Here is an 18,611-nt window from a genome sequence, read left to right as displayed (position 1 = left end):
GTCCGGAGGGCGGCGGATCAGCCGCTGAACTCCTCCTGGCTGCGGTGCGCCTGCTCCAGCAGGGTCTGCACGCCCGCCAGCTCGGACTCCAGCTTGGCGACCTTGCTCGCGTTGCCGGCGGCACGGGCCTTGTCCAGGTCGGCCTGGATCTTCTCGGCCTTGGCCTCGAAGAGGCCGACCATGCCGGCGGCGCGGGCCTTGGCCTCCGGGTTCGAGCGCTTCCACTCGCTGTCCTCGGCCTCGCGGATCGCCCGCTCGACGGTGTTCAGCCGGGCGTCCAGCTTCGGGCGGGCGTCGCGCGGCACGTGCCCGATCGCCTCCCAGCGCTCGTTGACGTCCCGCAGGGCGGCCTTGGCGGCCTTCAGGTCGGTGATCGGCAGGATCGCCTCGGCCTCGGCCGCCAGCGCCTCCTTGAGCTTCTGGTTGCCGACCTGCTCGGCGTCGCGCTCGCTGAACACCGCGGACCGGGCCTGGAAGAAGACGTCCTGGGCGCCGCGGAAACGCGCCCACAGCTCGTCCTCGATGTCCCGCTGGGCGCGCCCGGCGGCCTTCCAGCGCGCCATCAGGTCGCGGTAGCTGGCCGCGGTCTCGCCCCACTCGGTGGAGGAGGAGAGCGCCTCGGCCTCGCTGACCAGCCGCTCCTTGGTGGCCCGGGCCTGGTCGCGCTCGGCGTCAAGGGTCGCGAAGTGGGCCTTGCGGTGCTTCGAGAAGACCGAGCGGGCGTGCGAGAACCGGTGCCACAGCTCGTCGTCGCTCTTGCGGTCCAGCCGGGGCAGGCCCTTCCAGGTGTCCACCAGCGCGCGCAGCCGGTCCCCGGCCTCCCGCCACTGGGTGGACTCGGCGAGCCGCTCGGCCTCGGCGACCAGCTCCTCCTTGGCCGTACGGGTCTCGTCCTGGGCCTTGGCGCGGGCCGCCTTGCGCTCCTCGCGGCGGCTCTCGATGTCACCGGCGAGCGTGTCCAGCCGCTTGGCCAGCGCGTCCAGGTCGCCGACCGCGTGCCCCTCGGTCACCTGCGCGCGCAGGTGGTCCAGCGCGGTCTGGGCGTCCTTGGCGGCCAGGTCGGTGGTGCGCACCCGCTTCTCCAGCAGGCCGATCTCCACCTCGATGCCCTGGTACTTGCGCTCGAAGTAGGCGAGAGCCTCCTCGGGCGAGCCGGCCTGCCAGGAACCCACGACGCGTTCGCCGTCGGCCGTCCTGACGTAGACCGTGCCCTGCTCGTCGACACGGCCCCACGGGTCGCTGCTCATAGCGCGTCCTCCACATGACGTCGCGCCCGCGCCGGAGCGGGACGCGTACGTCGTCCACAGTTGATGTGCGGCGGACCGATGGGCCCGCCGTCCCGTCCGCCGTGCTTTGCTGCCGAGGGTGACGGCCGGCGGGTCTGGGCACCCTACACAACGCCAACATAGGCGACCAGGACCGGTGCTGTCCGCATCCGGGCCGGGCGATTTCGGGCCGGGACCGCGCCGGAGCGCCGCGCCGGCGTCCGCGGGGCGGTCCCGGTGCCGGTCAACCCTTCGCGGCGGTCACCGAGTTGAGGGTGACGTCGGCCATCGGGTGACCGTCCGTCCCGCCCTCCAGGGTGCCCGCGGCGGCGATCTTCTGAAGCACGTCCAGACCGCCGGTGATCTTGCCGAACGGGGTGTAGTTCGGGCCGAGCTGGGTGTCCTTGTAGACCAGGAAGAACTGGCTCCCGTTGGTGCCCGGGCCGGAGTTGGCCATCGCCAGGGTGCCCGCCGGGTACGTCGCGCCGGTCAGGTTCTCGTCGGCGAACTTGTAGCCGGGACCGCCGGTGCCGCCCGGGTTGGTCGCGCTGGCGGTCGGGTCGCCGCACTGCAGCACGAAGATGCCGCCGGTGGTCAGCCGGTGGCACTTGGTGTGGTCGAAGTACTGCTCGCCGGCCAGGAAGGCGAAGGAGTTCACCGTGTGCGGCGCCTTGGCCGCGTCCAGCGAGAGCGTCACCTTGCCGCAGTTGGTGTCCAGCGTCGCCGTGTACTTGCCGGCGGCGTCGACGCTCATGGCCGGCTCGGCCTTCCACTGCTTGCCGTTCGGCGCGCCCGGCGCCGGGTCGGCGCAGCCCTCGACCGGCGTGCGGGTCGGGGTGGTGGGCTCGTCGGTGGCGGTCGGCGCGCTCGGCGCGGTCGGCGGCGCCGCCGCGGTGTCCTTCTTGTCGTCCGAGGTGAAGGCACCCGTGCCCACCAGGACACCGCCGCCCGCCAGCACCACCACGGCGAGCGCGCTGCCGAGGATCGTGTTGCGACGCCGGCGCGCGGCGTGCATCTCGGCCCGGCGCTGCGCCTGGCGCTCGTACTTCTCGCGGGCGAGCTGCCGCCGCCGCTGTTCGCTGCTGACCACCGGCCGTGTCTCCTACATGGGTGCTGTCGTACTGGGGGCTGTCCGGCCCCTCCGGCCCGGGGGCGAGGAGGGATCGTGTGCGGATGCTGGAGCGGATCATCGCATCCATCGGCGGCCAAGTGTAGGGACCGCGGCTGTAAGAACCCGGTGAACCCGTCGGGACGGAGTGGACCTGTCCCGCCTATCTGGTTCGCAACCGGACCCGGAGCGCCGGTAGGCTTCCGTTACATCTCATCGTGTAGCCGCATCCCGCAGCCGCCACGGCCGACCCGAATCACGAAGGACGCGCGTTGTTCATCGCCGGATTCCCCGCTGGAGCCTGGGGCACCAACTGCTACCTGGTCGCACCGGCCGCCGGCGAGGAGTGCGTCATCGTGGACCCGGGCCACCAGGCCGCCCGCGGCGTGGAGGAGCTGGTCCGCGAGCACCGGCTGAAGCCGGTCGCGGTGGTCCTCACCCACGGCCACATCGACCACGTCGCCTCGGTGGTCCCGGTCTGCGGCGCGCGCGGCGTCCCGGCCTGGATCCACCCCGAGGACCGCTACATGATGGCCGACCCGGAGAAGGCGCTCGGCCGCTCGCTCGGCACCCAGCTGATGGGCGAGCTCACCGTCGGCGAGCCCGACGACGTGCGCGAGCTCACCGACGGCAGCGTGCTGGAGCTGGCCGGCCTGAAGCTCACCGTCGACCACGCGCCCGGCCATACCAAGGGGTCGGTGACGTTCCGGACGCCCGGCGCCGAGGACCTCCCCCCGGTGCTGTTCTCGGGCGACCTGCTCTTCGCCGGCTCCATCGGGCGCACGGACCTCCCGGGCGGGGACGGCGACGCGATCCTGCGGTCGCTGGCCCGGGTGTGCCTGCCCCTCGACGACGCGACCGTGGTCCTCTCCGGCCACGGCGGACAGACCACCATCGGCCGCGAGCGCGCCACCAACCCCTACCTCCGACAGGCGGCGGGAGCGCTCGGCGCTCCGGCCTTCCCGCGACGAGGAATGTGACGGAAGAGAAGTTGAGCACCTTCACCGCCCCCAAGGGCACCTACGACCTGCTGCCCCCCAGCTCCGCGACCTTCCTGGCGATCCGCGAGCGGATCGCCGCGCCGGCCCGCCGGGCCGGCTACGGCTACATCGAGACCCCGGTCTTCGAGGACGTGAAGCTCTTCTCCCGCGGCGTCGGCGAGTCCACCGACATCGTCAGCAAGGAGATGTACAACCTCACCACCAAGGGCGGCGACGAGCTCGCGCTGCGCCCCGAGGGCACCGCCTCGGTGCTGCGCGCCGCGCTCCAGGCCAACCTGCACAAGCAGGGCAACCTGCCGGTCAAGCTCTGGTACTCCGGCTCCTACTACCGCTACGAGCGGGCGCAGAAGGGCCGCTACCGCCAGTTCTCGCAGGTCGGCGCCGAGGCGATCGGCGCCGAGGACCCGGCGCTGGACGCCGAGCTGATCATCCTGGCCGACGACGCCTTCCGCTCGCTGGGCCTGCGCGACTACTCGCTGCTGCTCAACAGCCTCGGCGACAAGCAGTGCCGCCCGGTCTACCGGGCCGCGCTGGTGGAGTTCCTGGCCGGCCTCGACCTGGACGACGACACCCGCCGCCGGGCCGAGATCAACCCGCTGCGCGTGCTGGACGACAAGCGCGAGTCGGTGCAGGCCCAGCTCGGCGGCGCGCCGATGCTGCGCGACTTCCTCTGCCAGGAGTGCAAGGCCTACGACGAGAAGGTCCGCGAGCTGCTGACCGCCAACGGGGTGGCCTTCACCGACGACCCCAAGCTGGTCCGCGGCCTGGACTACTACACCCGTACCACCTTCGAGTTCGTCCACAACGGCCTCGGCGCGCAGTCCGCGATCGGTGGCGGCGGCCGCTACGACGGGCTCTCCGAGATGATCGGCGGCCCCGCGCTGCCGTCCGTCGGCTGGGCCCTCGGGGTGGACCGCAGCTACCTGGCGATGGAGGCCGAGGGCGTCGTCCTCGACCTGCCGGCCGCCACCTCCGTCTACGCCGTCGCGCTCAGCGACCAGGCCAAGAACGTCCTCTTCGCCAAGGTGGTCGAACTGCGCCGCGCGGGCGTCGCCACCGACCTCGCCTTCGGCGTCAAGGGCATCAAGAACGCGATGAAGTCCGCGGACCGTTCCGGCGCCCGCTTCGCCGTGCTCGCCGGTGACCGGGACCTCGCCGACGGCGTCGTCCAGCTCAAGGACATGACCACCGGCGAGCAGAACCCCGTCGCCCTCGACGCTCTCGTCACCACCCTGAAGGAGAAGCAGCTGTGATCCGCACGCACGACGCGGGCACGCTCCGCCCGGAGCACGCAGGCACCACCGTCACCCTGGCCGGCTGGGTCGCCCGCCGCCGAGACCACGGCGGCGTGGCCTTCATCGACCTGCGGGACGCCTCCGGCACCGTGCAGATCGTGGTCCGCGACCTCGACTCGGTGCACGGCCTGCGTGCCGAGTACTGCGTCAAGGTCGTCGGCGACGTCCGCGTGCGGCCCGAGGGCAACGAGAACCCGGACATCCCGACCGGCGCCGTCGAGGTCGTGGTCAGCGAGATCGAGGTGCTCTCCGAGGCCGCCCCGCTGCCCTTCCCGGTCGCCGAGTACGAGCCCGGTACGGTCAACGAGGAGGTCCGCCTCCGCTACCGCTACCTGGACCTGCGCCGCGAGGGCCCGGCCAAGGGCCTGCGCCTGCGCTCCAAGGTCAGCAACATCATCCGCCGGGTGATGGAGGAGAACGACTACCTCGACATCGAGACGCCGTACCTCACCCGCTCCACCCCCGAGGGCGCCCGCGACTTCCTCGTCCCGGTCCGCCTGCAGCCCGGCCACTGGTACGCGCTGCCGCAGTCGCCCCAGCTGTTCAAGCAGCTGCTGATGGTGGCCGGCATGGAGCGGTACTACCAGATCGCGCGCTGCTTCCGCGACGAGGACTTCCGCGCCGACCGCCAGCCGGAGTTCACCCAGCTGGACATCGAGGCCTCCTTCGTCGACCAGGAGGACATCCTGGCCCTCGGCGAGAAGATCATCGGTGCGATCTGGCGCGACGTGCACGGGTACGAGATCCCCAACCCGCTGCCCCGGATGAGCTACGCGGACGCGATGGGCCGCTACGGCTCGGACAAGCCGGACGTCCGCTTCGGTCAGGAGCTCACGGACCTCACCGAGTACTTCAAGGGCACCTCGTTCCGCGTGTTCCAGGCCCCGTACGTCGGCGCCGTGGTCATGCCAGGCGGTGCCTCGCAGCCGCGCAAGCAGCTCGACGCCTGGCAGGACTGGGCCAAGGCGCGCGGCGCCCGGGGCCTCGCCTACGTGCTGATCGACGCCGAGACCGGCGAGCTGCGCGGCCCGGTCGCCAAGAACCTCTCCGAGGAGCACCTGGCCGGCCTGGCCGCCGCCGCCGGGGCCAAGAACGGTGACGCGATCTTCTTCGCGGCCGGCAAGGAGCGCCCCTCGCAGGAGCTGCTCGGCGCCGCCCGCCTGGAGATCGGCCGCCGCTGCGAGCTGATCGACGAGTCCCGCTGGGCCTTCCTCTGGGTCGTCGACTTCCCGATGTTCGAGCCGATCGAGGACGACAAGGGCGAGTTCCAGGGCTGGCACGCGGTGCACCACCCGTTCACCGCCCCGACCGCCGAGTCGCTCGCCACCTTCGACACCGACCCGGGTTCGGCGCTCTCCAACGCCTACGACCTGGTCCTCAACGGCTCGGAGCTGGGCGGCGGTTCGATCCGTATCCACCAGCGGGACGTGCAGAAGCGGGCGTTCGACGCGATCGGCCTCTCCGAGGAGGAGGCGGCCTCGCAGTTCGGCTTCCTGCTGGACGCCTTCAACTACGGCCCGCCGCCGCACGGCGGTGTCGCCTTCGGCCTGGACCGCGTCGTCACGCTGCTGGGCGGGTACGACACCATCCGCGACGTCATCGCGTTCCCGAAGACGTCCACCGGTGGTGACCCGCTGACCGGTGCCCCGACCCCGATCACCCCGGCGCAGCGTCGCGAGGCCGGCGTCGACGCCCAGCCGAAGGTCCGCGAGGACGCCAAGTCCTCCGAGGTCAAGCCCGAGGCCCAGCCCCGGGCCTGACGCCCAATCGGCTAATCTTTCACGGCCCCGGACGGCGCACCCGCCGTCCGGGGCCGGTCCACAACGGTGTGCGACGGAGAGAGGCTCCCCCCCATGAAGGTCACCACCAGAATCGAGTGTCCCGAGGACGCACCCGCCACCAGACGGGTCCACATGGCGGCCTTCCCCGGCCCCGACGAGGCCGATCTGGTGGACGCGCTGCGCCGCGACCCCGCCTGGCTGCCCGAGCTGTCCGTGGTGGCGGTGGATGAGGCCGGGCTGGTGGTCGGCCACGCGCTGCTCACCCGGCTGGCGGTCGGCGACGGCCGGGGCCTGGCGCTCGCGCCCGTCGCGGTCGCCCCGGAGTGGCAGCGCAAGGGCGTCGGCGAGCTGGTCGTCCGGGCCGCGCTGACGGCCGCGGAGGAGGCGGCGGAGAAGCTCGTCGTCGTCCTCGGCGATCCGGACTACTACGGCAGGTTCGGCTTCGCGCCGGCGGGCCGGCACGAGGTCACCGGCCCGTTCGAGGTGCCGGAGGCCTACTTCCAGACCCTCGCCCTGCCGGCCTACGACGGCGGTCCGCGCGGGCTCTGCCGCTACCCGGAGCCCTTCGAGGCGGTCTGACCCGGTCCGGCCCGCCCCCGTACGCGCCGGACCGGCTCCGTCCGGCTCACTCCGCCTGGCCCGGGACCGCCGGGCCGGCCGAGAACCCGACCGTGGCCCGGCAGCTGCGCACGAACGCGGCCATGGCGGGCGTCAGTTCGCGGCCCATCGGCCAGTAGAGCCCGACCAGGCTCGGGCTGAGCCCCCGCACCGGCCGGTACGCGATGTCCTCCCGCGCCGCCAGCCTGCTCATCGCCTCCGGGGCGAAGCCGACGCCCTGACCGCACACCACCGCGGCCAGCCACTCGTCGGAGTTGTGCGCCACCGCGCCGACCCGCACCGGCCGCCCGCGCCGTTCCGGGACCGCCAGCCAGTAGTCGCGCCAGTGCCCGGCCTCCAGCGGGATCGCGACGAAGGGCTCGTCCAGCAGGTCCTCGAACCGGATCACCTGGTGGCCCGCCAACCGGTGCCCGGCCGGCAGCGCCACACAGCGCGGCTCCTCGCCCAGCACCGCGACGTTGTACTGCTCGGAGAGCGACGGCGGGGCGTGCCAGAGCGTCAGGTCGATCTCCCCGGTGGCGAGCCCCGAGGTCGGGTCGAACCAGTTGTTCTGCCGCAGCTCGACCTGCCAGCCGGGCATCCGCCGGGTGAAGTCCGTCACCGTGCTGCGGGTCATCAGGTTGATGCTGCCGCCCTCGAAGCCCACCCGCAGCGTCGAGCCCTGCTCGGCCGCCGCCGCCCGGGTGGCGCGCAGCGCGTCGTCCCAGCCGGCCAGCACCGGCCCGGTGCGCTCGGCCAGGGCCCGGCCGGCGTGGGTGGGCGCCATGCCCCGGCGCGAGCGCTCGAACAGCTCCACCCCGAGCAGCGCCTCCAGCTGGCGGATCTGCTTGGTGAGGGTCGGCTGCGAGACGAACAGCCGGGCCGCGGCGGCCGTCAGCTGGCCCTCCTCGCAGACCGCGGCGAAGCTCCGCAGCAGTCGGGTGTCCACATCCATGCCCCAAGGTTATGGAACGGGATATTGGACCAGCCCGGCAGGTCTGCGACAGGGTTGATCACTCGGCCCTCGCGGGCCGGCCACGGGGGAGTCCGGCAGCGGCGGTTCAGGGGGCCGCCGCTGCCGGGCCGGCGCCCCGGCCTGCGGGAACCCGGGGTTGCGCCTACGGTGAGTGCTCATCAGCCTTTGCCGAACGGAGGCACCCAGGTGGCAGCCAAGGCCGAGCACGATCCCGGTACCGGCCCGGAGCACCGGCGGGAGCGGCTCGCGAAGAAGCCGTACGAGCGGGAGCTGCTGAGGCTCCAGAACGAGCTGGTGAAGCTCCAGGAGTGGGTGCGGGCCGAGGGCGCCCGGCTGGTGGTCGTCTTCGAGGGGCGCGACGCGGCCGGCAAGGGCGGCGCGATCAAGCGGGTGACGGAGTACCTGAACCCGCGCATCGCCCGGGTGGCGGCGCTGCCCACGCCCACCGAGCGCCAGCGGACCCAGTGGTACTTCCAGCGCTACGTCGAGCAGTTGCCGGCCGCGGGGGAGATCGTGCTGTTCGACCGCAGCTGGTACAACCGGGCCGGGGTCGAGCGGGTGATGGGCTTCTGCACGGACGAGCAGTACTGGCAGTTCCTGCACCAGTGCCCGATGTTCGAGCGGATGCTGATCGAGTCGGGCACCCTGCTGCGCAAGTACTGGTTCTCGGTCAGCGACACCGAGCAGCAGCGGCGGTTCCGGGACCGGCTGGAGGACCCGATGCGGCGGTGGAAGCTCTCGCCGATGGACGTCGAGTCGGTCAGCCGCTGGGAGGACTACTCGCGGGCCAAGGACGAGATGTTCGTCTACACCGACATCCCGGACTCGCCGTGGAACGTGGTGGAGAGCGACGACAAGCGGCGGGCCCGGATCAACATGATCGCCCACCTGCTCTCGACCGTCCCGTACCACGAGGTGGCCCCGCGGCGGATCGAGCTGCCGGCCCGCCCGGAGTCGCGCGGCTACCAGCGGCCGCCGCGGGACCTGCAGAAGTACGTACCGGACCACTCGGCGCGGATCGGGTAGGCCCGGCCGCCCGAGAGCTCCGCGGGGCCGCGGAGGCGCGGATCCGGCCGGGGGCGCGGCGGCCGGGCCGGGGTGTCGGTCGGCTCGCATAGGCTTCCGGTGTGGACGAACCGGACCTCTTCACCGCCGCCGCCGAGGAACGCCAGGCCAAGGAGCCCGGCCGGGCCCCGCTGGCCGTGCGGATGCGCCCGCGCACCCTGGACGAGGTCGCCGGGCAGCGGCAGCTGCTGAAGGCGGGCTCGCCGCTGCGCCGGCTGGTGTCGGGCTCGCGCGGCCCGGCGGCGACCAGTTCGGTGATCCTCTGGGGGCCGCCCGGTACCGGCAAGACCACCCTGGCGCACGTGATCAGCCAGTCCGTCGAGGGCCGCTTCGTGGAGCTGTCCGCGATCACCGCGGGCGTCAAGGAGGTCCGCGCGGTGATCGACGGCGCCCGCCGGGCGGTCGGCATGAACGGCAGGGAGACGGTGCTCTTCCTGGACGAGATCCACCGCTTCTCCAAGGCCCAGCAGGACTCGCTGCTGCCCGCCGTGGAGAACCGCTGGGTCACCCTGATCGCGGCCACCACCGAGAACCCGTACTTCTCGGTGATCTCCCCGCTGCTGTCGCGCTCGCTGCTGCTCACGCTGGAGTCGCTGACGGACGAGGACATCCGCGCCCTGCTGCACCGCGCGGTGGCCGACGAGCGCGGTCTGGAGGGCGCGCTGGAGCTCACCCCGGAGGCCGAGGACCACCTGGTCCGGCTGGCCGGCGGGGACGCCCGGCGGGCGCTCACCACGCTGGAGGCGGCCGCCGGGGCGGCGCTGGAGAAGGGCGAGGCGAGCATCACGCTGGCCACCACCGAGACGGCCGTGAACCAGGCCGCGGTGCGCTACGACAAGGACGGCGACCAGCACTACGACGTGGCCAGCGCGCTGATCAAGTCGATCCGGGGCAGTGACGTGGACGCCACCCTGCACTACCTGGCCCGGATGATCGAGGCCGGGGAGGACCCGCGGTTCATCGCCCGGCGGCTGATGATCTCGGCCAGCGAGGACGTCGGCCTGGCCGACCCGACGGCGCTGGCCACGGCGGTCGCGGCGGCCCAGGCGGTGGCGCTGATCGGCTTCCCGGAGGCGCGGATCATCCTCTCCCAGGCGGCGATCGCGCTGGCGCTGGCGCCCAAGTCCAACGCCGCCTACCTGGCGATCGACGCGGCGCTGGCGGACGTCCGGCAGGGCCTGGCGGGCGCGGTGCCGCCGCACCTGCGGGACGCGCACTACGGCGGCGCGGGCAAGCTCGGGCACGGCCAGGGCTACCAGTACCCGCACGATCTGCCGGAGGGCATCGCGGCGCAGCAGTACGCGCCGGACGCCGTGCACGGCAAGGCGTACTACCGGCCGACCCGGCACGGCGGGGAGGCCCGGTACGCGGACATCGTGGAGTGGACCAGGGGTCGGCTCAAGGGCGAGTGATCGGCGGGTATACTCGTCCGGAGTGCCGTGTCCCGGGCGCGGCGGCAGGGGAGACCCTGACCGACCGGCCGCACCAGCGGGGCAATGGCCGTGGTCTCCTCCGGGAGGCCCCAGGAGCGTCGCGCACCGTTTCGGTGTCGCGTGCAGCCCACCAACCCAGGTTCGGTGGGCTACTCGTGTGCTTGCACATCCGTGCCCGGTCGTGGAGAGCGGCTGATCGCACCGCCCCCGGGCGGTGCGGTTGTCTCCGGACCGCGAGGAGCGACCTCCGTCAACACCTGGTGAAGCCGTATTCGTAAGCAAGGAAGGTTTGGTTCATGGCGAACCAGAAGCGTCCCAAGGTCAAGATCGCGCGTGCGCTCGGCGTGCCGCTGACCCCGAAGTCCGTCAAGTACTTCGAGGCCCGCCCGTACCCGCCCGGCCAGCACGGCCGTGGCCGCAAGCAGAACTCGGACTACAAGGTCCGTCTGCTCGAGAAGCAGCGTCTGCGCGCCCAGTACGACCTGAGCGAGAAGCAGATGGCGCGCGCGTTCGACCGCGCGAAGAAGGCCGAGGGCAAGACCGGTGAGGCGCTCGTCGCCGAGCTGGAGACCCGTCTGGACTCCCTGGTGCTGCGTTCGGGCATTGCCCGCACCATCTACCAGGCCCGCCAGATGGTCGTCCACGGTCACATCGAGGTCAACGGCGGCAAGGTCAACAAGCCGTCGTACCAGATGAAGCCGGGCTTCGTCGTGACCGTTCGCGAGCGCAGCAAGGAGAAGGTCCCGTTCCAGGTCGCCCGTGAGGGTGGCTACGCGGGCGAGGGCCAGACCCCGAAGTACCTCGAGGTCAACCTGAAGGCCCTGGCCTTCCGCCTGGACCGCGCGCCGCAGCGCAAGGAGGTCCCGGTGATCTGCGACGAGCAGCTCGTCGTCGAGTACTACTCGCGCTGACCCGCGAGCGGTACGCCTGCCGTACCCAGCGAGCCCCCGTCGCCTTTCGAGGCGGCGGGGGCTCGTCCCGTTCCCGGGTGCTCCCGGGTTGTGCTCAGTCGTCCTCGCCGGTCATCGCGGCGGCCAGCCGCAGGTGCGGGCGGGCCTCCTCGGCGCGGCCCTGGCGCTCCAGGGTCCGGCCCAGCATCAGCCGGGCGTAGTCCTCGGCCGGGTGGGCGTCCAGGATCCGGCGCAGCTCGGCCTCGGCGCGGGAGAGCTGGGCCGAGTGGAAGTAGCTGCGGGCCAGCAGCAGCCGGACCGACAGGTTGGCCGGCTCCTCGGCGAGGACGCCCTCCAGCATGCGGGCGGCGTCGGTGTACGCCTTGGAGTCGAAGTAGAACGTCGCGAGGCGGTACTCGTCGGCGGTGTTGGTGGCCACGATTGCTCCTTCCGGGCGTCCGCCCGGCGGGGTGCCGGGAGGTGCCGACCGGTGTAGCAATGGACAAGATTCAACTATTCCTGGCCGGTGAGGGGTGCGGCGCCGGCGGCACCGGGAAGGGGCCCGGCAGCCGGCCCGGACCGCCCGCGCGGCCGTCGCCGCCGAGCGCCCGGTGGACGGCGGCGTCGAGGTCCAGCCGGGCACCGCGGTCGAAGCACTCGGTGAACTCCTGCTCGGTCAGCCCGGCCCTGGCCCGCTCCTCGCAGTGCCGGTGGGGGCCGTTGAAGGTGCGCGAGCCGAAGAACGGCTTGCCCACCGCCTGCCAGATCCGGTGCGCGGCGCCCTGCAGCACCCGGGCCTCGCGCAGGTCGCCCGGCCGGCCGGGCCCGGTGGGCTCGGTCTCCAGCAGCGCCAGCAGGTCGATCGCCAGCACGATGCCCAGCAGGTCGTGGAAGAGGTGGTTGAGCCGGACGCTCTCGCGGGCCCGCGCCCGGGCCAGCCGGACCTCGCCGTCCAGCCAGTGCGAGTACCCGAGCGCGTAGAGCCCGTAGGCGTACGCCCACTGCTCGCCGTGCTCCTCGCAGAGCTCGCGGACCTCGCCGAGCCAGAACTCGCCGCTGTCCTGGTCGCCCTGGAACAGGTAGGCGATACCCAGCTCGAACATGGCCATCAGGACGTTGCTGTTGAGCTCGCCGATCGTCCGGTAGTGCCAGAGCGCCTCCTCGAAGAGCTCGGCGGCACGGGCCGGCTCGTCCCCGATCAGCGCGGCGCAGCCCTGCCGGTGGACGGCGTAGGCGAGCGCCCGGTCGTCGCCGGTGTCCAGCGCCTGGCGGCGGCACTCCTCCAGGGCCGGGCGGGCGGTGAGCAGGTCGCCCTGGAGGGTCGCCATGTACCCGGTGACCCAGAGCGCCTTGGCGCGGGCCTCGGTCGGCTCCGGGTCGAGGGCGAGCGCGCGGTCCAGCCAGTGCCGGCCCTCGCCGAGGTGGCCGCAGCCGACCCAGTAGAACCAGAGCGTGCTCGCCAGCAGCAGGGCGAGCTGCTCCTCGCCCGGTTCGGCCAGGCAGAACTCCAGCGCCGCGCGCAGGTTGGGGTGGGCGAGCTCGGTGCGCTCGGCGGTCTCCGCCTGCCGGGGGCCGAACCACTCGACCTCGCCCCAGGTGGCCACGCCCAGGTACCAGTCCCGGTGGCGGCGCCGCAGCCGCTGCTCCTCACCGGTCGAGCGCAGCCACCGCAGGCCGTACTCGCGCAGGGTGTCCAGCAGTCCGAACCTGACGCCGCCCCCCTCCCCGGCCGGCCGGCCGGGGGCCGACACCCGGAGCAGCACCGACTTGTTGATCAGCTCGGACACCAGGTCGAGCAGGTCCTCCGGTTCGATGCCGTCGCCGGCGCAGACGTACTCGGCGGCCTCCAGGTCGAAGCTCCCCGCGAAGACCGAGAGCCGGGCCCAGAGCAAACGTTCCTGCGGCGTGCAGAGTTCGTGACTCCACCCGATGGTCGTGCGAAGCGTCTGGTGGCGCGGCAGCGCCGTCCGGGCGCCGCCGGTGAGCAGGCGGAACCGGTCGCCCAGCCGGGCGTCGATCTGCGCGACCGAGAGCGACCGCAGCCGGCCGGCCGCCAGCTCGACGGCCAGCGGGATGCCGTCCAGCCGGCGGCAGAGCTGGGCGATCCCCTCGGCGGAGGCCGCGGTGATCTCGAAGGAGGGCAGCACCGCCCGGGCCCGGTCGGCGAACAGCCGCACCGCGTCCGGCAGTACGCCGGGGCCGACCGGGCCCACCGGCAGCGGCGCCAGGAGAAGCAGGTGCTCGCCCGGGGCGCGCAGCGCCGCCCGGCTGGTGGCCAGCACCCGCAGGCCGGGCAGCGCCCGCAGCAGGGCGTCGACCAGCTCCGCGCAGGCGTCCACCAGATGCTCGCAGCCGTCCAGCACGATCAGCGTCCGGCGCCCGGCGAGCTGCTCGGTCAGCACGTCCAGCGGCGGCCGGGGGGTGCCGTCGGTCAGCCGCAGCGCCTCCAGCACGGCGTGGCCGAGCAGCAGCGGGTCCTGCACGGGAGCGACCTCGACCAGCCAGGTGCCGTCCGGGAAGGCGCCGCCCGCCCGGGCCGCCGCGCGCAGGGCCAGCCGGCTCTTGCCCACGCCACCCGGGCCGGTCACCGTGACCAGCCGCGCGGCGGCCAGCAGCCGGGCCAGCTCGGTCAGCTCCCGCTGCCGGCCGACGAAGCTGGTCACCTCGGCCGGGAGCCGGCCGGGCGCCGGCTCCCGCCGCGCCGCCCCCGCTCCGGGCCGTGCTGTCGGGTCCGCGGCCAAGCGCTGCTCCCGTCTCCGGGCCCGGACCGTCGCGGTTCGGGCGTGCCCGCGGGCCGCCCCGGCGACGGCCCGTCCGGCAGAACGAGGTGACCGGCCGGTAGGTTACGCGCGCGGCTCGTACACCGGACCGGATCCGCGGGGGCGGGCCCGGGGACGCCCCGGCCGATATCCGGTCCGGAAACCGGCCGTGGTCGCGATAGGGTCTCCTTCGGAGAACAGCAAGGCGAGGGAGCGCACAAGGTGTCCGTGGGAGAGCTGGCCGGCTTGCTCGTCGCCGTGTTCTGGGCGGTCCTGGTCACCCTGCTCGCCGTCGTGCTGGTGCACCTCTCGCGGGTGCTCAAGGAGGCCGCCGTCCTGGTCTCCGCCGTGACCGAGCAGGCCGTGCCGCTGCTGACCGAGGCCGGAGCCGCCGTGCGCAGCGCCAACGAGCAGCTGGAGCGGGTGGACGAGATCACCGCCAACGTCCAGGACGCCGCCGCCAACGCCCAGGCGCTCTCCTCCACCGTCGCGGCCACCCTGGGCGGGCCGCTGGTCAAGGTCGCGGCCTTCAGCTACGGCGTCCGCAAGGCCGTCGCCAAGCAGAACGGCACCGTGACGCTGCCCACCCAGCCGAGCGAGCGCGAGGAGCTGGCCCGGCTGATCCGGGCCGAGGTGCGCGCCGCGACGACGGCCAGGAGCGGCCTGCTCGCCCGGGTCCGGCGCGCGGTGAGGGGCTGACGGCATGGTGCGACGCATCTTCTGGATGGCGGTCGGCGCCGGTGCCACCGTCTGGGCCATGAACAAGGCCAACGAGGCCGTGCACCGGCTCACCCCGGACAGCCTCTCCGGCACCGCCGCGCGCGGCGCGCTGCACCTGGGCGACGCGGCCAAGCGGTTCGCCCAGGACGTGAAGGCGGGCATGGCCGAGCGCGAGGAGCAGCTGCGCGAGGACCTCGGACTGGACGGCACCGCCGTCGTCGAGCCCCGGCGCCGGGTCCTGCGCGGCGAGCCGCAGTACCGAGCTATCTCGGCGGCGCCCGGCAGCCCGGCCGCCGCCCTGCCTCCGTCCAGCAGTGCCCGCGCATCGTCCGACGGTGCGCGCACCACCCCAGCCATCGAAAAGACGCCCGGCCGCGCACTGCCGCAGCCGGGCGGTACCCCGAACCGGAAGGACCACTAATGGAGTCGGCAGAGATCCGCCGCCGCTGGCTGCGCTTCTTCGAGGAGCGCGGCCACACCGTCGTTCCGTCGGCGTCCCTGGTCGCCGACGACCCCACCCTGCTGCTGGTCAACGCCGGCATGGTGCCCTTCAAGCCGTACTTCCTCGGCGAGGTCAAGCCGCAGTTCTCCCGGGCCACCAGCGTCCAGAAGTGCGTGCGCACCCTGGACATCGAGGAGGTCGGGAAGACCACCCGGCACGGCTCCTTCTTCCAGATGTGCGGCAACTTCTCCTTCGGCGACTACTTCAAGGAAGGGGCCATCAAGTTCGCGTGGGAGCTGCTCACCACTCCCGTCGCGGACGGCGGCTACGGCCTGGAGAAGGAGAAGCTCTGGATCACCGTCTACAAGGACGACGACGAGGCCGAGCAGATCTGGCGCGACGTCATCGGCGTGCCCTCCGAGCGCATCCAGCGCCTCGGCATGAAGGACAACTTCTGGTCGATGGGCGTCCCCGGCCCGTGCGGCCCGTGCTCGGAGATCAACTACGACCGCGGCCCCGCGTACGGCGAGGAGGGCGGCCCGGCCGTCAACGGCGAGCGCTACCTGGAGATCTGGAACCTGGTCTTCATGCAGTACGAGCGCGGCCACGGTGACGGCAAGGACGGTTTCGAGATCCTCGGCGACCTGCCGAGCAAGAACATCGACACCGGCCTCGGCCTGGAGCGCCTCGCCGCCATCCTGCAGGGCGTCGACAACCTCTTCGAGATCGACACCAGCCGGATGATCCTCGACCGCGCCGCCGAGCTGACCGGTCACACCTACGGCGCCGACCACAAGTCGGACGTCTCGCTGCGCGTGGTCACCGACCACATCCGCACCGCGCTGATGCTGATCGGCGACGGTGTCACCCCCGGCAACGAGGGCCGCGGCTACGTGCTGCGCCGCATCCTGCGCCGCGCCATCCGCAACATGCGCCTGCTGGGCGCCACCGGCCAGGTCGCCAAGGACCTGACCGAGGTCGCGATCAAGGCGATGGCCCCGCAGTACCCGGAGCTGGAGGCCGACCGCAAGCGCATCGAGACGGTCGTCAGCGGCGAGGAGGCGGCCTTCCTGCAGACCCTGAAGGCCGGCACCACCCTGCTGGACACCGCGGTCACCGAGACCAAGCAGTCCGGCGGCGCGGTGCTCTCCGGCGAGCAGGCGTTCAAGCTGCACGACACCTACGGGTTCCCGATCGACCTGACCCTGGAGATGGCCGAGGAGCAGGGCCTCCAGGTCGACGAGGCCGGCTTCCGCCGCCTCATGCAGGAGCAGCGGGACCGTGCCAAGGCCGATGCCAAGGCCAAGAAGATGGGCCACGCCGACGTCGCCGCGTACCGCGAGGTCGCCGACAAGTCCGGCGCCAGCGTCTTCACCGGCTACAACCTCACCGAGGGCGAGGCCACCGTGGTCGGCCTGCTGGTGGACGGCGTCCCGGCGCCGGCCGCGAGCGAGGGCGACGAGGTCGAGATCATCCTCGACCGCACCCCGTTCTACGCCGAGGGCGGCGGCCAGCTCGCCGACCACGGCCGGATCCGACTGGACTCCGGCGCCGTGGTGGAGATCCGCGACGTGCAGCAGCCCGTCCCGGGCGTGACGGTGCACTCCGGCGGCGTGCTGTTCGGCGAGGTCGTGCTCGGCGCCTCGGCGTACGCCACCATCGACATCGAGCGCCGCCGTGCCATCGCCCGCGCCCACTCGGCCACCCACCTGACCCACCAGGCGCTGCGCGACGCGCTCGGCCCGACGGCCGCCCAGGCCGGCTCCGAGAACGCCCCCGGCCGCTTCCGCTTCGACTTCGGCTCGCCCGCCGCCGTGCCCGGCAGCGTGCTGGTCGACGTCGAGCAGAAGATCAACGACGTGCTGACCCGCGAGCTGGACGTGACCGCCGAGGTCATGACGATGGACCAGGCCCGCAAGGCCGGCGCCATCGCGATGTTCGGCGAGAAGTACGGCGACTCGGTCCGCGTCGTCACCATCGGGGACTTCTCCAAGGAGCTCTGCGGTGGCACGCACGTCGGCAACACCGCCCAGCTGGGCCTGGTGAAGCTGCTCGGCGAGTCCTCGATCGGCTCCGGCGTGCGCCGGGTCGAGGCGCTGGTCGGCGTGGACGCCTACAAGTTCCTCGCCCGTGAGCACACCGTGGTCGCCCAGCTGACCGAGCTGGTCAAGGGCCGCCCGGAGGAGCTGCCGGAGAAGATCTCGGGCATGCTCGCCAAGCTCAAGGACGCCGAGAAGGAGATCGAGCGCTTCCGCGCCGAGAAGGTGCTGGCCGCCGCCGCGGGTCTGGCCGACTCCGCCGAGGACGTCCAGGGCATCGCCGTGGTGGCCGCCCGGGTCGCCGACGGCACCGGCGCCGACGAGCTGCGCAAGCTCGTCCTGGACGTGCGCGGCCGGCTCGGCTCGCGGCCGGCCGTGGTCGCCGCCTTCACGGTGGCCAACGACCGCCCGCTGACCGTGATCGCCACCAACGAGGACGCGCGCGGGCGCGGCATCAAGGCCGGCGAGCTGGTCCGGGTCGCCGCCAAGACCCTCGGCGGCGGCGGTGGCGGCAAGGACGACGTCGCCCAGGGCGGCGGCTCCGACGCGGGCGCGGTCGGCGAGGCCATCGCCGCGGTGCGCGGTCTGGTCGCGGAGCGCGCCAGCTGATGGACCAGGAGGAGAGGCCGCCCTTCCGCCGCGGGCGGCGGATCGCCGTCGACGTCGGTGACGCCCGGATCGGGGTAGCGTCCTGCGACCCCGACGGGGTGCTCGCCACGCCGGTGGAGACCGTCCCCGCCGGGGTGAAGTCGCAGGCCAGGATCGCCGCCATCGCCGACGAGTACCAGGCGATCGAGGTGATCGTCGGCCTGCCGCGCTCGCTCAGCGGCAAGGAGGGCCCGGCGGCGGAGAAGGTCCGCGGGTACGCCACCCGGCTGGCCAACCGGCTCTACCCGGTGCCGGTCCGGCTGGTCGACGAGCGGATGTCCACCGTCACGGCCACCCACGGGCTGCGCGCCTCCGGGGTCAAGGCCAAGAAGGGCCGCTCGGTGGTCGACCAGGCCGCCGCGGTGGTGATCCTGCAGACCGCCCTTGAGTCCGAACGGGTGAGCGGACGCCCGCCCGGTGAGAGCGTCGAGGCGGCCGGCTGACCGGTCTGATCTAACGTCCCGGTGAAGGGGCCCGTGCGGACGCGTCCGCACGGGCCCCCCCGGCGGGGGTAGGGCCACCCCCCGGGGGGGCCCGATAGCCCCCGCCATTAAACCCCCCCGCCCACACCATAACTAGTTAACACACAGAT

Annotated in this window: 16 protein-coding genes; 11 read left to right on the top strand and 5 right to left on the bottom strand. The window is 72.9% G+C overall.

Annotated features, from left to right (window positions below):
- Positions 1–17: 17 nt before the first annotated feature.
- A complete protein-coding gene (locus ABZ497_RS26365) occupies positions 18–1,247 on the bottom strand; it encodes a DUF349 domain-containing protein (RefSeq protein ID WP_329486812.1) in 1,230 nt (409 codons plus the stop codon).
- A 262-nt stretch (positions 1,248–1,509) separates the two neighbouring features.
- On the bottom strand, positions 1,510–2,355 hold the full coding sequence (locus ABZ497_RS26360) for a peptidylprolyl isomerase (RefSeq protein ID WP_359808749.1): 846 nt from the start codon (positions 2,353–2,355) through the stop codon (positions 1,510–1,512).
- Positions 2,356–2,645: 290 nt separating this feature from the next.
- Between ABZ497_RS26360 and ABZ497_RS26355 the strand changes: the two genes are divergently transcribed.
- From ABZ497_RS26355 to ABZ497_RS26340, 4 genes are all read left to right on the top strand, one after another.
- Complete coding sequence (locus tag ABZ497_RS26355; protein ID WP_329486810.1) at positions 2,646–3,353, top strand: MBL fold metallo-hydrolase; 708 nt, start codon at positions 2,646–2,648, stop codon at positions 3,351–3,353.
- Between the two features lie 11 nt (positions 3,354–3,364).
- On the top strand, positions 3,365–4,627 hold the full coding sequence (gene hisS, locus ABZ497_RS26350) for a histidine--tRNA ligase (RefSeq protein WP_359808747.1): 1,263 nt from the start codon (positions 3,365–3,367) through the stop codon (positions 4,625–4,627).
- Complete coding sequence (gene aspS / locus ABZ497_RS26345) at positions 4,624–6,429, top strand: aspartate--tRNA ligase (RefSeq protein ID WP_359808745.1); 1,806 nt, start codon at positions 4,624–4,626, stop codon at positions 6,427–6,429. The genes hisS and aspS overlap by 4 nt, the downstream gene beginning before the upstream one ends.
- Positions 6,430–6,522: 93 nt before the next feature.
- A complete protein-coding gene (locus ABZ497_RS26340) occupies positions 6,523–7,029 on the top strand; it encodes an N-acetyltransferase (RefSeq protein WP_329486807.1) in 507 nt (168 codons plus the stop codon).
- Positions 7,030–7,075: 46 nt separating this feature from the next.
- Here ABZ497_RS26340 and ABZ497_RS26335 read toward each other — a convergent pair whose 3' ends face one another.
- Positions 7,076–8,002, bottom strand: a complete 927-nt coding sequence (locus ABZ497_RS26335; RefSeq protein ID WP_359808743.1) for a LysR family transcriptional regulator — start codon at positions 8,000–8,002, stop codon at positions 7,076–7,078.
- Positions 8,003–8,209: 207 nt separating this feature from the next.
- On the opposite strand from ABZ497_RS26335, the gene ppk2 reads away from it, so the two are divergent.
- From ppk2 to rpsD, 3 genes are all read left to right on the top strand, one after another.
- Positions 8,210–9,049, top strand: a complete 840-nt coding sequence (gene ppk2, locus ABZ497_RS26330) for a polyphosphate kinase 2 (protein ID WP_359808741.1) — start codon at positions 8,210–8,212, stop codon at positions 9,047–9,049.
- Positions 9,050–9,150: 101 nt separating this feature from the next.
- Complete coding sequence (locus ABZ497_RS26325; protein ID WP_329486804.1) at positions 9,151–10,500, top strand: replication-associated recombination protein A; 1,350 nt, start codon at positions 9,151–9,153, stop codon at positions 10,498–10,500.
- A 317-nt stretch (positions 10,501–10,817) separates the two neighbouring features.
- A complete protein-coding gene (gene rpsD, locus ABZ497_RS26320) occupies positions 10,818–11,432 on the top strand; it encodes a 30S ribosomal protein S4 (protein WP_063346792.1) in 615 nt (204 codons plus the stop codon).
- A gap of 94 nt (positions 11,433–11,526) precedes the next feature.
- Here rpsD and ABZ497_RS26315 read toward each other — a convergent pair whose 3' ends face one another.
- Complete coding sequence (locus ABZ497_RS26315) at positions 11,527–11,850, bottom strand: tetratricopeptide repeat protein (RefSeq protein ID WP_329486803.1); 324 nt, start codon at positions 11,848–11,850, stop codon at positions 11,527–11,529.
- A gap of 70 nt (positions 11,851–11,920) precedes the next feature.
- Positions 11,921–14,074, bottom strand: coding sequence for a regulator (locus ABZ497_RS26310; protein WP_359808738.1), 2,154 nt, complete (start codon positions 14,072–14,074; stop codon positions 11,921–11,923).
- Positions 14,075–14,392: 318 nt separating this feature from the next.
- Here ABZ497_RS26310 and ABZ497_RS26305 point away from each other — a divergent pair, with 318 nt between their 5' ends.
- The 4 genes from ABZ497_RS26305 to ruvX are packed head-to-tail and all read left to right on the top strand — an operon-like array spanning position 14,393 to position 18,462.
- Complete coding sequence (locus ABZ497_RS26305; RefSeq protein ID WP_359808736.1) at positions 14,393–14,869, top strand: DUF948 domain-containing protein; 477 nt, start codon at positions 14,393–14,395, stop codon at positions 14,867–14,869.
- 4 nt (positions 14,870–14,873) lie between these two features.
- A complete protein-coding gene (locus tag ABZ497_RS26300) occupies positions 14,874–15,311 on the top strand; it encodes a DUF6167 family protein (RefSeq protein WP_329486800.1) in 438 nt (145 codons plus the stop codon).
- Positions 15,311–17,980 carry an alanine--tRNA ligase gene (gene alaS / locus ABZ497_RS26295; protein ID WP_359808734.1) on the top strand — a complete coding sequence of 890 codons (2,670 nt, stop codon included), beginning with the start codon at positions 15,311–15,313 and terminating at the stop codon, positions 17,978–17,980. Before ABZ497_RS26300 ends, alaS begins: the two co-directional genes overlap by 1 nt.
- On the top strand, positions 17,980–18,462 hold the full coding sequence (gene ruvX, locus ABZ497_RS26290) for a Holliday junction resolvase RuvX (RefSeq protein ID WP_329486798.1): 483 nt from the start codon (positions 17,980–17,982) through the stop codon (positions 18,460–18,462). The genes alaS and ruvX overlap by 1 nt, the downstream gene beginning before the upstream one ends.
- Positions 18,463–18,611 lie beyond the last annotated feature (149 nt).

Source organism: Kitasatospora sp. NPDC005751 (genome assembly GCF_040630835.1).
Lineage (GTDB): Bacteria > Actinomycetota > Actinomycetes > Streptomycetales > Streptomycetaceae > Kitasatospora.
Note: the sequence above shows the minus strand (reverse complement) of the source record. Positions and strands in the feature narration are given on the sequence as shown.